11 protein-coding genes and 1 pseudogene are annotated in these 14,686 nt (G+C 63.9%); 10 read left to right on the top strand and 2 right to left on the bottom strand.

Features of this window, described 5'->3' with window-relative positions; all coding sequences use genetic code 11:
• Positions 1–20: 20 nt before the first annotated feature.
• The 7 genes from FJ434_RS18015 (at position 21) to FJ434_RS18045 (ending at position 5,635) form a co-directional block, all read left to right on the top strand.
• Entirely contained in the window at positions 21–998 is a 978-nt protein-coding gene (locus tag FJ434_RS18015; protein ID WP_140750523.1) for a TRAP transporter substrate-binding protein, read from the top strand.
• Between the two features lie 62 nt (positions 999–1,060).
• Positions 1,061–1,585, top strand: a complete 525-nt coding sequence (locus FJ434_RS18020) for a TRAP transporter small permease (RefSeq protein ID WP_140750521.1) — start codon at positions 1,061–1,063, stop codon at positions 1,583–1,585.
• A 3-nt stretch (positions 1,586–1,588) separates the two neighbouring features.
• On the top strand, positions 1,589–2,869 hold the full coding sequence (locus tag FJ434_RS18025) for a TRAP transporter large permease (RefSeq protein WP_027145118.1): 1,281 nt from the start codon (positions 1,589–1,591) through the stop codon (positions 2,867–2,869).
• Positions 2,870–2,880: 11 nt separating this feature from the next.
• Positions 2,881–3,651 carry a FadR/GntR family transcriptional regulator gene (locus FJ434_RS18030; protein ID WP_140750519.1) on the top strand — a complete coding sequence of 257 codons (771 nt, stop codon included), beginning with the start codon at positions 2,881–2,883 and terminating at the stop codon, positions 3,649–3,651.
• A 22-nt stretch (positions 3,652–3,673) separates the two neighbouring features.
• Entirely contained in the window at positions 3,674–4,525 is an 852-nt protein-coding gene (kduI, locus tag FJ434_RS18035; RefSeq protein ID WP_140750517.1) for a 5-dehydro-4-deoxy-D-glucuronate isomerase, read from the top strand.
• A complete protein-coding gene (kduD, locus tag FJ434_RS18040) occupies positions 4,522–5,286 on the top strand; it encodes a 2-dehydro-3-deoxy-D-gluconate 5-dehydrogenase KduD (protein WP_140750515.1) in 765 nt (254 codons plus the stop codon). Before kduI ends, kduD begins: the two co-directional genes overlap by 4 nt.
• A 10-nt stretch (positions 5,287–5,296) precedes the next feature.
• Entirely contained in the window at positions 5,297–5,635 is a 339-nt protein-coding gene (locus tag FJ434_RS18045) for a cupin domain-containing protein (RefSeq protein ID WP_140503861.1), read from the top strand.
• Between the two features lie 260 nt (positions 5,636–5,895).
• Here FJ434_RS18045 and FJ434_RS18050 read toward each other — a convergent pair whose 3' ends face one another.
• A complete protein-coding gene (locus tag FJ434_RS18050) occupies positions 5,896–7,317 on the bottom strand; it encodes a coniferyl aldehyde dehydrogenase (protein ID WP_140750513.1) in 1,422 nt (473 codons plus the stop codon).
• 210 nt (positions 7,318–7,527) lie between these two features.
• On the opposite strand from FJ434_RS18050, the gene recQ reads away from it, so the two are divergent.
• From recQ to FJ434_RS18075, 3 genes and pseudogenes are all read left to right on the top strand, one after another.
• Positions 7,528–9,363, top strand: coding sequence for a DNA helicase RecQ (gene recQ, locus FJ434_RS18055; RefSeq protein ID WP_140750511.1), 1,836 nt, complete (start codon positions 7,528–7,530; stop codon positions 9,361–9,363).
• A 576-nt stretch (positions 9,364–9,939) separates the two neighbouring features.
• Complete coding sequence (locus FJ434_RS18065; protein WP_140750509.1) at positions 9,940–11,277, top strand: hypothetical protein; 1,338 nt, start codon at positions 9,940–9,942, stop codon at positions 11,275–11,277.
• Positions 11,278–12,031: 754 nt separating this feature from the next.
• A pseudogene (locus tag FJ434_RS18075) lies at positions 12,032–12,277 on the top strand (IS481 family transposase); the annotation flags it as partial.
• A 1,490-nt stretch (positions 12,278–13,767) separates the two neighbouring features.
• Here the strand turns inward: FJ434_RS18075 and FJ434_RS18080 are convergent.
• Positions 13,768–14,685, bottom strand: coding sequence for a LysR substrate-binding domain-containing protein (locus tag FJ434_RS18080; protein ID WP_140503853.1), 918 nt, complete (start codon positions 14,683–14,685; stop codon positions 13,768–13,770).
• Position 14,686 lies beyond the last annotated feature (1 nt).

Genomic DNA, 14,686 nt, shown 5'->3' on the forward strand with positions numbered 1-14,686 from the left:
ATTTTCAAAGGGAGGAAGTCATGTTGCATTTTTCGAAATTGACGGCGGCGACATTCGCCATCGGTTCGCTGCTGATCGGCGCTGCCAACGCCGAAACCGTGCTGCGATCCTCGGATACCCATCCGGACGGTTACCCGACCGTCGAGGCGGTCAAGTACATGGGCGACCTGATCAAGCAGCGCACCGCCGGCCGCTATTCGATCGAGGTCTATCACTCGGCGCAGCTCGGCGAGGAAAAGGACACGATCGAGCAGACGCAGGCAGGCGTCATCGACCTCGACCGTGTCTCGATGGGACCGTTCAACGGTATCGTGCCGGAGACCGCGGTGCCGTCGCTGCCCTACATATTCCGCTCCGTCGAGCACATGCGCCACGTCATGGACGGCGCTGTCGGCGACCAGATCCTGAAGGCGTTCGAGGCGCATGACCTCGTCGGCCTCGCCTTCTACGATTCCGGTGCTCGGTCTTTCTACAACACCAAGAAGGACATTACCTCGATGGCGGATATGAAAGGCATGAAGTTCCGCGTCATCCAGTCCGATGTGTTCGTCGACATGGTCAACGCGCTTGGCGCCAACGCCACGCCGATGGCCTATGGGGAAGTCTATTCGGCCCTGCAGACCGGCGTCATCGACGGCGCTGAAAACAACTGGCCGAGCTTCGAATCCGCCAAACACTACGAAGTGGCCAAGCATTACACGATGGACGAACACCAGATCGTGCCGGAAGTGCTGGTCATGTCGAAGGCAAGCTGGGACAAGCTCTCGCCGGAAGACCAGGCGATCGTGCGCCAGGCGGCCAAGGACAGCGTCGTCAAGATGCGCGAACTGTGGGACGCGCAGGAGAAGAAGTCGCGCGGCATCGTCGAGGCCGCGGGCGTCAAGGTCAGCGATATCGACAAGCAGCCGCTGATCGACGCGATGAAGCCCGTCTACGACAAGTACCTGTCGACGCCCGAACTGAAGGACCTGGCCGCCCGCATACAGGCCGAGAAATGAACGGCAGGCTCAATGGATCGAGCAGCGCGGAGACCTCCGCGCTGCGTTCGGACGCGTCGGCCATGCGAGGATTCTGGCTGGGTGCGGAGCGGGTCCTGTCAGGACTTGCCAGGCTGGCGCTTTGGATCAGCGGCGCCGGCCTGACGCTGATGACGATCATCATCTTCTGGCAGGTCTTCTCGCGCTATGTGCTGAACCGTTCGCCGAGCTGGACGGAATCCTTCTCGGTTCTGCTGATGGGCTGGTTCATTTTTCTTGGCGCCGCCGTCGGCGTGCGGGAACGCACGCATCTGGGCTTCGACGTGCTGCTCTATGTCTTGCCTGCCTCGGCCAAGGCGATGCTGCGCAGCATTTCCGATCTTGTCGTGCTGGCCTTCGGCGCCGGCATGATCGTCTATGGCGTACAACTGGCGAGGCTGACCTGGAACACGGTGATGCCTTCGCTCGCTTTGCCGGGCGGCGTCAGCTTCCTGCCGGTCATCCTGGGTGGCGCGCTGGTCTGCCTGTTTTCCTTGGAACGGCTGGCCGGGCGTTTTGCCGGCCTGCCCGTCGACGCCGACATCCATGCAACCGGCGAGGAGCCCTGAACCATGGCACTTATGGTCCTCTTCGGCACCTTCGTGTTCCTGCTGGTCATCGGCACGCCGATCGCGTTCTGCCTCGGCGTCGCCAGCTTCGCGACGATCCTCACGCTCGGGCTGCCGCCGGTCGTGGTGTTCCAGCGGCTCAATTCCGGCGTCAGCGTCTTTTCGCTGATGGCCATCCCCTTCTTCATCTTCGCCGGCGACCTGATGGTGCGCGGCGGCATCGCCGCGCGGCTGGTCGCACTGGCAGGCTCCCTGGTCGGCCATTTGCGGGGCGGTCTGGGGCAGGTCAACATCGCTGCGTCGACCATGTTCGGCGGCATTTCCGGCTCGGCGGTGGCGGATGCGTCGGCGGTCGGCGGGCTGATGATCCCGCAGATGAAGGCGCGCGGCTATGGCATCGACTACGCCGTCAACATCACGTCGGTCGGCGCCATCATCGCGCTTCTCATTCCACCGTCCCACAACATGATCATCTATTCGATTTCGGCCGGCGGCCGTATCTCGATCGCCGACCTGTTCACGGCCGGCGTGCTGCCGGGTCTGCTGCTGGCGTTGTCGCTGATGATAACGGCCTATTGGGTTGCCAGCCGCCGCGGCTATCCGACGGAGCCCTTCGCCGGCTTCGGCCGGGCCATGCAGCTGCTTGTCGCCGCCATTCCCGGCCTCATCCTGATCGCCATCATCTTCGGCGGCGTCAGGTCCGGCATCTTCACCGCGACCGAGAGCTCCTGCATCGCCATCGTCTATGCCTTCCTGGTGACGCTGATCATCTACCGCTCGATGAGCTGGGGCGACTTCGTCGCGGCGACGACGGCGTCGGTGCGCACCACCGCCATGGTGCTGATGATCATAGGCTGCGCGGCGGCCTTCGGCTGGCTGCTCGCCTATCTCAGGGTGCCGGCGGCGCTGGTCGCCTTTCTGCAGTCGGTATCCGACAACAAGCTGGTCATCCTGCTGTTGATCAACATCGTGCTGCTCATCCTCGGCACCTTCATGGACATGTCGCCGCTGATCATCATCACGACGCCGATCTTCCTGCCGGTGGTCATGGCCTATGGCGTCGATCCCGTGCATTTCGGCGTGATCCTCATCCTCAATCTCGGCATCGGGCTTTGCACGCCACCGGTCGGCGCGGTCCTGTTTGTCAGCTGCGCCATCGGCCGCATTCCGATCTGGACCGCGATGCGCTCGATCTGGCCATTCTACGGCGCCGCCTTCGCCGTGCTGATGCTTGTCACCTACGTACCGGAAATCTCATTGTGGCTGCCGGGCCTGTTCCATTAGGAGATCGCCACGTGTCCGTCAGTCCCGATCTCAAGGTCGAACGAAAACCCAAGCTTTCTGAAAGCGTGATCACGGCGATCCGCAAGCAATTGCTGGCGGGCGAGATTCTGCCCGGCCAAAAATTGCCGACCGAGGGCCAGCTGACCGAAACCTTCGGCGTCAGCCGCACCGTCATCCGCGAGGCGCTGGCCAAGCTTGCCGCTGACGGCCTTGTCGAGCCGCGGCAGGGCGCCGGCGTCTTCGTCACCGAGCACATCTCGACCATGTTCGGCGCGCTTGCAGCCGACATGGGAGCCAAGGATTCCATCGCGCTCAACGTGCTCGAGGTGCGCCTGGCGATCGAAATCGAATCGGCCGGCCTCGCCGCCATCCGTCGCAACGCAGCGCAGGAAGCGGCGATCCAGGAAGCCTTCTTCGAGTTCGAGCGGATGCTGCTCAACAGCCAGCCGACCGGACCCGCCGACCTTGCCTTCCACCGCGCCATCGCCAGCGCCACCAACAATCCGTTCTATGTCGAAATGCTCGACGTGCTCGGCCGGCGCGCCATCCCGTGCGACGTGACCTCGCCCTGGTCGACCGAACTGGTGCAGTCCGACAGCTACCAGCGCGGGCTGCAGCGCGAGCATCTGGTGATCCTGAACGCGATCACGGCGGGCCATGCCGAAGCCGCGCGCGAGGCGATGCGCACCCATCTCGGCGCCAGCCAGCAGCGCTACCGCGAGCGCCTGCAGGCGCGGCAGGCCTTTTACGCCAGTTCGGTCAAGGCGGCCGCCGGGGAATGATCCACCAGAAGTCAGGACAGAGATGAGCCAGAACCACACCGACTACACATCGCGCTTCGCCATCGACCCGGCCGCCGCCGCCGCCATGGGAACGGACGAACTGCGCCATAATTTCCACATCGAAGACCTCTTCCAGCCCGGCCGCGTCAGCCTGACCTATACCCACTACGACCGCATGATCGTCGGCGGCGCCATGCCGGTGGCGAAGGCATTGCCGTTGGAAGCGATCAAGCCGACCGGCACCAAGGGTTTTCTCGACCGGCGCGAAATGATCGCCGTCAACATCGGCGGCGCCGGCTCGATCGAAGCCGGCGGCCAGTCCTTCGACCTGCGGGCGCGCGACATGCTCTATCTCGGCATGGGCTCCAGCGATGTGTCATTCGCTTCGTCCGACAAGGCCGCGCCGGCTAAATTCTTCCTGCTCAGCGCGCCGGCGCATCAGGCTCATCCCAGCCGGCTGATCCGCCTCGGCGACGCCAAGCGCCTCGATCTCGGCAGCAAGGAGGCCTGCAACGAGCGCTCGATCTTCCAGTTCATCCATGACGGAGGAACAAAAACCTGCCAGCTCGTGGTCGGCATGACGCAGCTGGCGCCAGGCTCGATCTGGAACACCATGCCGTGCCATGTGCATGACCGGCGCATGGAGGCCTATCTCTATTTCGATCTGCCCGAGGCGGCGCGCGTCTTCCATTTCATGGGCGAGCCGGACGAGACACGCCACATCGTCATGCGCAACGAAGAGGCGGTGCTGTCGCCGGGCTGGTCGATCCACTCTGGCGCCGGTACGTCCAATTACGCCTTCATCTGGGCGATGGCCGGCGACAATGTCGACTACACCGATGTCGACCCGGTGGCGATGGACGACTTGCGGTGAGCGACCTCACAGCCTTCAGCCTGGCCGGCAAGCGCATCCTGGTCACCGGCGCCAACACCGGTATCGGCCGGGGCATCGCGGTCTCGATCGCGCGCGCCGGCGGCGCGGTGATCGGCGTCGGCCGCTCGTCGATGGAGGAGACGGCGAGCAAGGTCGCGGCTCTGGGCGGCGAATTCGAGACGGTTGCCGCCGACCTTGCCGACACGGGCGCGGCCGGACCGATGCTCGATCGTGTCTGGGACGAAAGCGGACCGCTCGACGGGTTGGTCAACAATGCCGGCATCATCCGCCGCGCAGATGCCGTCGACCTGACGGAGACCGATTGGGACGATGTCATCGACGTCAATTTGAAGACAGCCTTCCTGCTCTGCCAGGCCTTTGCGCGGCGCGTCCTTGCCGAGGGACGCCAGGGCAAGATCGTCAATATCGCCTCGGTCCTGAGTTTCCAGGGCGGCATCCGCGTTGCGTCCTACACGGCGTCAAAGCATGGCCTGCTCGGCATCACCCGTCTGCTCGCGTGCGAGTGGGCGGCGAAAGGCATCAACGTCAACGGCATAGCGCCGGGCTATATCGAGACCAACAACACGCAGGCGTTGCGCGCCGATCCCGACCGCAGTGCGGCCATCCGAGGGCGCATTCCCGCCGGCCGCTGGGGGGAGCCCGGAGACATTGGCGATGCCGCCGTCTTCCTGCTGGCGCCGGCCTCGAACTACATGCATGGCGCGGTGGTGCCGGTGGACGGCGGCTGGCTGGCGCGGTGAGGAGATGACGATGACCGAGCTGAAAGTTTTCGCGCAAGCCGGCGAGGCTGCCTGGACTCCGACCCCGGACGGCAATCGCCGGCGCGTGCTCCTATCCACCGACGAGCTGATGATGGTCGAATTCGGCTTCGACAAGGGCGGCGTCGGTGCGCTGCATTCGCACCCGCATGTCCAGGCAAGCTATGTCGCCGAAGGCCGTTTCGAGGTGACCATCGACGGACGGACCGAAATCCTGGAGACCGGCGGCAGCTTCATCGTTCCCTCCGGGCTGGTGCACGGCGTCAGGGCGCTTGAGGCCGGGCGTCTGGTCGACAGTTTTGCGCCGCACCGCGCCGATTTTCTCGCCTGACCGGACCGCCAACGGTTCCCCGGCCAATGAAAAACCCGCGCCTCTAGGGAAGCGCGGGCTTGTTGCCTGGGCGCCAGAGCGTGTCACCGTTTCACAGAAACGGCGAAACGTTCTGCCTCTGTCTGACGCAATTCCGGACGGAAAACCGTTTCACACTTTTCCTGGAATTGCTCCAATGCGCCGCGGTACTCAAAACATCACCGCAGGACCGGAAACCTGCCGGATCATGGTGAATATAAACTTAATGCGCGCGACCTTGGTCAGGTGATGCGCTTGAGCAGCCCGAAAAGCCGTTCGAACGTCTTGCCATAGGGCGGCCGCAGAAGGGCACCCGCGCTCAAGCGCGACTGCAGGAAGACCGGCTTCTCCTTGCTGAAAGTGCGGAATCCCCATTCGCCGTGATAGGCACCCATGCCGCTCGCGCCGACGCCGCCGAAGGGCTGGTTCTCCTGCACCAGATGAAGCATGCAGTCGTTGATGGTGACGCCGCCGGCGACGGTCTCGCGCAGGATGCGTTGGCGGTTGGTGCTGTCGTTGCCGAACCAGTAGAGCGCCAGCGGCCGGTCGGCCCGGTTCACATAGTCGATCGCGTCGTCGACCGTGGCGTATTCGACGATCGGCAGCACCGGGCCGAAAATCTCCTCGCGCATCAGCCGCAGGTCGGGGCCGACGTTGCTGACCAGGGTCGGCAAAAGCTTCCGGCCCGCGGTGCCCAGGTCTTCGCCGGCCGGGTTGATCTCGGCGACATCTGCGCCGGCCTCGCGGGCTTCCGCGATTATGGCGCGCAGGCGCTGGTAATGCCGGTCGCTGATGATGGCGGTATAGTCGGGGTTGTCGCGCAGCGTGGGGTAGAGTCGCGCCACCGCGATTGCGAGCTTCGCCGCGACCGTGCCTGCCTGTCCCTTGGGCACCAGCAGGTAGTCCGGCGCGATGCAGGTCTGCCCGGCATTCAACAGCTTGCCATAGGCGACGCTGGCTGTTGCCGTGTCGAGATCGCAGGAGGCGTCGAGGATCGCCGGCGACTTGCCGCCGAGTTCGAGCGTGACCGGGGTCAGGTTGGCGGCGGCGGCGATCGCGACCTGGCGACCGACCGCGGTCGAACCGGTGAACAGAAGGTGGTCGAACGGCATCAAGACGAAGGCCTTGCCCATCTCGGCATCGCCGGTGATGACGCTGAGTTCGTCCGGGGCGAAGTGGTCGCCGGCCAGTCTGGCCAGCAGTTCCGAGAAGGCAGGCGTCAGTTCGGAAGGCTTTACCAGGACGCGGTTGCCGGCGGCGAGCGCTGCCGTGACCGGCGCGACGGCAAGCTGAAAGGGGTAGTTCCAGGGCGATACGATGCCGATCACTCCGAGCGGCTGCGGCAGGAGGCGGTTTTTGCCCGGCAGGAAGGGCAAGGTGGTGGCGACACGACGCTCCCGCATCCAGCCGCCAACATGCGCAAGGGCATGGCGAATGCCGGCGCGCACGACAAACAGCTCCGCAAGCCGCGTCTCGTGCGCCGAGCGACCGCCGAAGTCGGCGCCGATCGTGGCGCAGATTTCAGTCTCGTGCCGCTCGGTCAGCGCCAGCAGGCGCTTGAGGCGGTCTTTACGAAGGCCAAGGTCGGCAAAGGGCTGCTTCTCGAAGGCGGCACGCTGCAACCGGAACCGTTCGCCGAGGACATCCTGTCTGGTCTGCAGCATCGCACCCTCCCTGGCATGTCGGGTCGAGCTTACATCGTGGCGCCGAGGAATCCAGCAGGGCGCAGATACCGCAGGGGCAGAGAACGAGCCGGCCCTGTTGCGGCCCGGTGACGGCTGCGCTACTCCAGGGGATCACGCGGAGAGTCTCTTGATCGGTTTCCACATCCTCTCCAATCCCCGAAAAATCGCTCCCAGCCAGGCGGCAGCCTGATGCAGGCACAGACGGCGAGTGTTCGGGCCGAGGATCCCAAACGGCGCGTCCTGAAGGACGTGTTCGGCTTCGATGATTTTCGCCCCGGCCAGGCCGACGTCATGGACGCACTGCTCGGCGGGCGCCATGTGCTGGCCGTCATGCCGACGGGGGCCGGAAAATCGCTCTGCTACCAGGTTCCTGCGCTGGTCCTGGGCGGGCTCACTCTCGTCGTCTCGCCGTTGGTGGCGCTGATGCAGGACCAGGTCGCGGCGCTGCGGCTTGCCGGCGTCGCCGCCGATACGATCAATTCCTCGCTCGACCGCGAGGCCAATGTCGCGGCGTGGCGCCGCGTGGCATCGGGCCAGACGCGGCTGCTCTATCTGGCGCCGGAGCGGCTGATGACCGAGCGCATGCTCGAGGCGCTTTCCAGGCTCGACATCAGCCTGATCGCCATCGACGAGGCGCATTGCATCTCGCAATGGGGCCCGGCATTCCGGCCCGAATATGAAGACCTGTCGCGGTTGCGCGGCATCTTCGCCAACGTGCCGATCATCGCGGTGACGGCGACGGCCGACGAGAGCACGCGCAGCGACATCGCCGCCCGGCTGTTCGCCGAGCGGGTCGAAACGCTGGTGCTGGGTTTCGACCGGCCCAACATCAAGCTGGCCATCGCGCCCAAGCAGGACAGCAAGCGCCAGCTGCTCGGCTTCATAGAGCGCCATGCGGGCAAGAGCGGCATCATCTATTGCCTGTCGCGCAAGAAGACCGAGGAGATGGCAGCCTTCCTCGAGAAGAACGGCGTCAGAGCGCTTGCCTATCACGCCGGCATGAGCAAGGAGGCGCGTGAGGCCAATCAAAACGCCTTCATGACCTTGTCCGGCGTCGTCATGGTGGCGACCATCGCCTTCGGCATGGGCATCGACAAACCCGACGTCGCCTATGTCTTCCACACCGATATGCCGGGCAGCCTAGAGGCTTATTACCAGGAAATCGGGCGCGCCGGCCGCGACGGACGCGAGGCCGAGGCGCATATGCTTTACGGTCTTGGCGACATCCGCATGCGACGGCTGTTCATCGACGACGAGGACGCCTCACCCGAGCACAAGAGACGGTCGCACCGCCGGCTCGACACGCTGATCGGCTATTGCGAAACGGCGCAGTGCCGGCGCCAGGTGCTGCTCGGCTATTTCGGCGAAGAGGCTCAAGCCTGCGGCAATTGCGACAACTGCCTCGATCAGGCGCCGCACGCCGATGGCAGTGCCGAGGCGCGGAAAATCCTTGCGGCGGTCGCGCAGAGTGGCGAGCGCTTCGGCGCGGCCCATGTCATAGACATCCTGCTTGGCCAAGAGACCGAGAAGGTGCTGGCGAGAGGCCATCAGACGCTAAGCAGCTTTGGCACCGGCGCCGCGCACAGGAAGACAGTGTGGCTGTCGCTGATCCGGCAACTGGTTGCGGGCGGGTTCCTGATGCCGGATCCCGAGGGTCATGGCGGTCTCGCCATCTCCGAAAGCGGCCGCGCGCTCGGCCGCGGCGAGATTGCATTCCAGTATCGCGTCGAGACGCGGGATTCTCTGGCGCGCGGCAGGAAGCGTTCCGGGGAAGGCTCCGCCGCCGGCGCCGAGGGCGTGGACGCCTCGCTGCTGGCAGCGCTCAAGGCGTTGCGGCTGCGGCTGGCCAAGGAGCGCCAGGTGCCGGCCTATGTGGTGTTTTCCGACCGCACGCTGATCGACATGGCCGACCGCCGCCCGCGCGACCTCGACGCCTTCGCCGAGGTGAACGGCGTGGGAGGGGCGAAGCTCAAGGAGTTCGGCGAGATTTTTCTCGCCGAGATTGCGGGGCATCAGGCTGGCTGAAGACCGCGAGGGCCCGACTCCAGACTGTAGTGCTGATCGGCTGCTCCCAATGAGCAATGACAGCCGCGGCCTCAAAGTTGGGAGCGCAGCCTGCCGGCCAGCCAGTCCGAAGTTGTTCCCGCAGGGACGCGCTCCCATTCGGCCCGGCCGATCTGCCGGGATCGCCCAAGATCCTGGTTGAACAAGTCAATCTGCGTTCTTGCGAAATCCCCGCCGTGCGCTGTCAGTCGCCCTGCTGCTTGCGATTGCAATGTTTTTCACGCCGCTCAAGCCCGCCGCTCCTCGGCGATGGCCCTTGCCCGCAGCTCAGATGCCTGCAAATCTCAGCCGAAAGACCTTCGCCGAAAATTTGTGTGTGAGATATCCGGGTTAGTCCTTTAGGGGATCTGTGCCGACAGTTTTGAGAAGATTCGGAAGTGCCCTACCCTGATTCGGTAACTGACGACCCCGACCTGCCTTTGGTAGGTTGATGATCTGCCTACGGGTTTGCCTGGCGTGTTAGCGCGGGGCGCTCGGGTTTCGCCGACTGACGCCACAGCGTTTCACCAGCGCGGTCGACGCCATGGAGGATCCGCAATGAATTACGAGCGGAGATCCAACTCGGCTTCCGCGCCCCTCGGCGACTGTCCTGACCGAGTATACACGATCGCTGCCTTGTTTCATGACGACCTTAAACAGTATGACGACCGCAAACAGTCGAGAGCCGCCCCGCTGCGCCTCATTCCGTTTTGCCTCATGATGTTGCTTGGATTTGCAGCAGTCGGGCTCGCTCCGCCAGTAACGAAACCTCCTGTCGCTCCCACCCAAATCGTGCCGCCGGATGGCGGATCGTCGGAATCTGCTGCGGCGGAACAGAGGCAAGCCCTGGGGTGGGAGCGGTCTTGGGTCGACGCGTTGAGGCGTGGTCTGGCCGCCGCTCGGAGGGAAAGCGAGGCAACTCGCGCCGAAGCGCTTGCCTCGCAAGTCCGGGTTAAGGGGGAGCATGACCAGGCTGAACGCGAACGCGCAGCCAGTGAACAGAGCTTCCTCACGCTGCACAAGGATATCGATGATATCGATGCACTCAAGACCGGCAGTGCGCATGGGGAAAATCTGCCCCGCGAACCGGCGGCGGCTCGCCAAGAACTGGCTGCCACGCGGCGCGTCATAGAAAACGCAAGCGCGCCGTCGCGCGCGGTCGCCGACCCGATGAACCAGCCGCAACCTGCCCTTGAAGCGCAGCGGCAAAAAGCCGACGGGCTTCCGCGCGACCTGGCGCAGCCGCGCCTGAGTGCCGAGGCCGTTGCACGCGATACCGCGGAAAGGTCTCTGGCCGAGGCCAGGCAGACGCTTGAAGAGGAGCGGCGGAAAGTCGGGCTCCTGGAGCGTGATATCGCCGGGGCCCGTCAGTCCATCGAAGCGCTGGAGGCGAGCGCGAAGCTGGCAGCAACAACGCGGGCCGGCGCCATCCAGGGCAGGCAGCTTGCTGAAGTTGCTGCAAGGCAGGCTGGCGAGGCGCTCGCACAGGAACGCGAGAGAGCAAACGCGCTGGCGAGTGATCTTGAAACTGCTCGGCGGGAAGGCGACGCCGCAACGGAGGAATTGACCCGGATATCGACGGCGTTCAACGAGGCGGCGGAGCAGGAGCGCAAAAAAGCCATTGACCTGGCACGCGACCTCGCGTCGGCCCGCAAGGACATCGAGGCCCTCAAGCGCTCGGCTGAGCGCTGCACCTCGCATATTGAAAACGCGGCAAAGGCACTCCCCACCGATCGCGCAAGCGCACATGCGCCCCGGCGCAGATCGCTCAACCGAGGGCAGCAGGAGGTCGGCAACGCGGGAGTGCCCAAGTCGCGGGTCGTTCGCCTGACGACGATCACGCTGCCAGACGCGCTGCTTCCCACGCGACCCCCGGCTGAGGGGTTCAGTCAATGACAGCCGGGGATGGAGGATTGCGATGAGCAGATACATCGCGGCCGTTTTCTCGATTGTAATCGCGACTCAACCTGCCATGGCTATTGAGGCAGGAGTTGGTGCCAAGGCCGACAATGTCGGGGTTGGCACCAGTGTGGGCGTCGACCAGAACGGGGCGTCAATCGGTATTGGCGCGAGCGTCGGTAGCGTAGGAGCCGACGCCGGAGTTTCGGTCGGGACAGGCGACGGCTCAGTAGGCGCAAGTGTTGGAGCCAGCGGCCAACTCAGTGGGCAAGGCGCCTCGTCCGAAAGTACCCCAGCAGGCGCTCCGCCAGGCAATACCCCTGGTCATCCCGCCGCCACGACCGCCCCGGCCGCAGGCGTGCCACACATCTCCCTGCCACGCATCCTGCGGCCTTACGGCGAGGGTGGTCGCTCATCGGCCGTGACGGCAATCGAAGCAATACCGGGCACGCCGGGTGCAACTGTTCGCGCCTGCCGTGACGCGATTGCGTTGGCCGCCTCCCCGTTTGGCGTCGTGAGTATACATGCGACGAGCGCAGGTTCCTTACGCCGTCTAAGCCGAGGCGCGGTCTCGGCCCCGATAGCAGTTCGCATCCATTATAAAAGGCAAGGTGGCGCCGAGATCCGGCAGGCGCGGATCAGATGCCACCTCGACGCGACGGGCAAAGTGATCAGGCTGACATAGGTGCCCTAGGTGTTTGATCCCAGGCTTTGATGGGGCACTCTTGTCTCCCGAATCAAAGGAGGCACTATGGGCCAGGTTCTCCATGGGAGCGCCACGACGACAGAGGCGGTCCGTCGAGCGATACAACATAGTCAAGAGAGCTTGAGGGCGCTGGCCAAGCGCTAGGGATCAACCAGAAGACCGTCGCCAAGGGGGGAGCGGACCTCAACAACCGACCTGCCAACCGGACCGAAGGAGCCGCGGTCGACGGTGCTCTCCGTCGAAGAAGAAGCGGTCATCGTCGCCTTCCGGCACTACACGCTGCTGCCGCTCGGCCATGCCGATCAGCGTGCGGTCGGAGAACACCACATAGGCCGGCCACCTGGCGTTCCTTGGCGAGCCGCAGCGCAGCGTCTTGAGCGTGGCCAGCAAGGAAGCGTCCACGCCCTCGCCGCCCGCGGCGGAGCCCTGCGGCACGCGCGGTAAGTTGCAGCGAGCTAGCCCGGATATCTCACACGCATTTATATGGCGGAGAGGGAGGGACTCTAACCCGCAATCGGGCAAAACATCAATTTCCCGCCTGTCTCCCGGCGGCCCTTCCTTCCAGCGATACAACCAACGCTACATAGCACGATACATTACCCTGAGAGCCCCTCGCCGCGGACATTCTCACAGGCACAGCGGAGACCTGTCGACCCATGCTGGCACAGCTGCCGCGAACTCCCGCGAGTGCATGAGCAATGACGGGGAAACGGCAACAGTCTGATTGTAGGAAAAGTTTTCCCGGCCTTCGCGTTGCAGGCATCAACGAACCTGCAGCGCCTCGCCCTTGACGTCGCTTGAGACTTATCGCCTGCCCGGGTCATTGGCATCGGAGCGACGACAACTCCGACCAAGGCGAGGCGCCGTCTCAAGTATTAGCTATCAAGCCGACGTAACAAGAGCCCGATCTGACGTCGGAAGATTGCCATGAAAATATGATGGTCCTCAAAGGGCCATCTCGATCGCATCCCCAGCACTGGGACGAACTGCCTCCCAAAGAGTGCGCGTTCGCCATGTAGCCGGAGACCGGGGGCACATCTCATCGCGGATTCAGCCCGCATCAAATTCTCTACTTGAGATTCAGGGGCAGTGCACGTCAGCTGGCTACGGAACCTGGACCCCCAGCCAGCACAAATTCACGCTTTCACAAGCCGTAGAAGCCGTGCTGGATTTCAGGCCTCGCCCGCGTCTGGGCATCATCACTGGTGCCCGGATCTGGGGTCCGGCGTCAACCACATTTGCGTCGGTACTTTACTCTGTTGGGGCGGGGGGTATTGGCGGGCAATGTTTGCCTAGGTCGTAAGATTGCCGAGGCCGGCCCCTGTCAGAGGATCGATTGCGGATGTTTGGTTCGGAGTTAGGCGAACGTCGAACCCTTGATCCACAACCGGTTCGCCGGGGTTCGAGTCCCTCCGGGTTCACAGTTGAATGTTATATCAATGAGTTACGTTTAATTAGTCGAAATTGAATTGAGCGTTATCCAATGAGTCACCGAGGTTTGAAGGAAATGATCGCGGGCCTGTTCGCCAATTTTCTCCTTCTCGGTGATAGCACCTGCCACACGTAACTCAGGCTGCCGGTCTCGAAAGACCTTGCAACGATGCGTGCGGCAATCGGCGGCAACGACGTGCGAAAGGGATGGTTTTTCGGCTAGTCAGGCGCGTTCAAGCCCCGCACCCAACATCTAAAAAGGCTCGCGATTCGGCATTCAGTCAGCCGACCATCCGACCTTCTGTCCTTGTGAGAACAGACGGAACGTGCGTCCCGAGATCAGCGCTCGGCTAACCTGCCAAGGTTGCGCCAAGCCGCTTGGAAATTGAAACAATCCAAGTTCGCAGCTCTGGCGCAAAAGGTTTTTCCAGCATCGCCCGGTCCCAGGCCAGGAAATAGGGCTCTGGCAGCCTGACGCGCTTGTCGAACGGCGCCACCAGCCTGCCCGAGGCAATGTCGTCGGCGGCCATCGACAGTTGTGCCAGCACGAAGCCCCTGCCGTTGGCTGCAGCATCGATCGCGGCGCTCGACAGCGAAAAGGCGACTTCACCCGATGTCTTGCGGTGCACCGCGCCGATGCTTGCCGCCCATTCCGCCCATGTGGGCGGCGAACGATGGTCGCGTGCCCATTCGATACTGAGAAGCGGCAGATCGAGGATATCGGCGGGCTTGCGGACCGGATGTTTCGCCAGCAGCGCGGGCGAGCAGGCCGGCACCACCCAGTCGGTGAACAACTCGGTATAGTGCTCGAAATCACGGTATTTGGTGCCGTAGGAAATGCGGAAGTCGACCTGTTCAGCGCTCAGCCTTGGCTCTGTCTCGGCGCCGACCAGTCGCACGGTGGCGCCGGGATGGCCGATCTGCCAATCCAGAAGCTGCGGACCGATCCATTTGCTGGCGAGCGACGGCAGGCAGGAGATGGTCAAAGTGTCGGCGAAACGGGCCCGTTCGATGACATCCTGGGCCTCGCGTATCTTTTCGAAGCCGATGGAAACCGCCGCGTGGTAGACGCGGCCCAGTGCTGTAAGGGCGACGCTCCTGCCGCGACGTTCCAGAAGCCGTGCGTCCAACGCATCCTCGGCCTTGCGTATCTGCTGGCTGACAGCGCCGACGGATACACCGAGCTCGTTTGCCGCGGCCGTCACGCTGCCACGCCTGCCAAACGCCTCAAAGGCCTGTATCGCACGCAGAGGGGGCGTCTTGTTCACC

Source organism: Mesorhizobium sp. B2-5-13 (assembly GCF_006440535.1).
Lineage (GTDB): Bacteria > Pseudomonadota > Alphaproteobacteria > Rhizobiales > Rhizobiaceae > Mesorhizobium > Mesorhizobium salmacidum.

Coding starts and splice junctions, on each gene's coding strand:
- FJ434_RS18015 (WP_140750523.1), top strand. CDS start 21: ATGTTGCATTTTTCGAAATTGACGGCGGCGACATTCGCCATCGGTTCG.
- FJ434_RS18025 (WP_027145118.1), top strand. CDS start 1,589: ATGGCACTTATGGTCCTCTTCGGCACCTTCGTGTTCCTGCTGGTCATC.
- FJ434_RS18065 (WP_140750509.1), top strand. CDS start 9,940: ATGAATTACGAGCGGAGATCCAACTCGGCTTCCGCGCCCCTCGGCGAC.
- kduI (WP_140750517.1), top strand. CDS start 3,674: ATGAGCCAGAACCACACCGACTACACATCGCGCTTCGCCATCGACCCG.
- FJ434_RS18020 (WP_140750521.1), top strand. CDS start 1,061: ATGCGAGGATTCTGGCTGGGTGCGGAGCGGGTCCTGTCAGGACTTGCC.
- recQ (WP_140750511.1), top strand. CDS start 7,528: ATGCAGGCACAGACGGCGAGTGTTCGGGCCGAGGATCCCAAACGGCGC.
- FJ434_RS18045 (WP_140503861.1), top strand. CDS start 5,297: ATGACCGAGCTGAAAGTTTTCGCGCAAGCCGGCGAGGCTGCCTGGACT.
- FJ434_RS18050 (WP_140750513.1), bottom strand. CDS start 7,317: ATGCTGCAGACCAGACAGGATGTCCTCGGCGAACGGTTCCGGTTGCAG.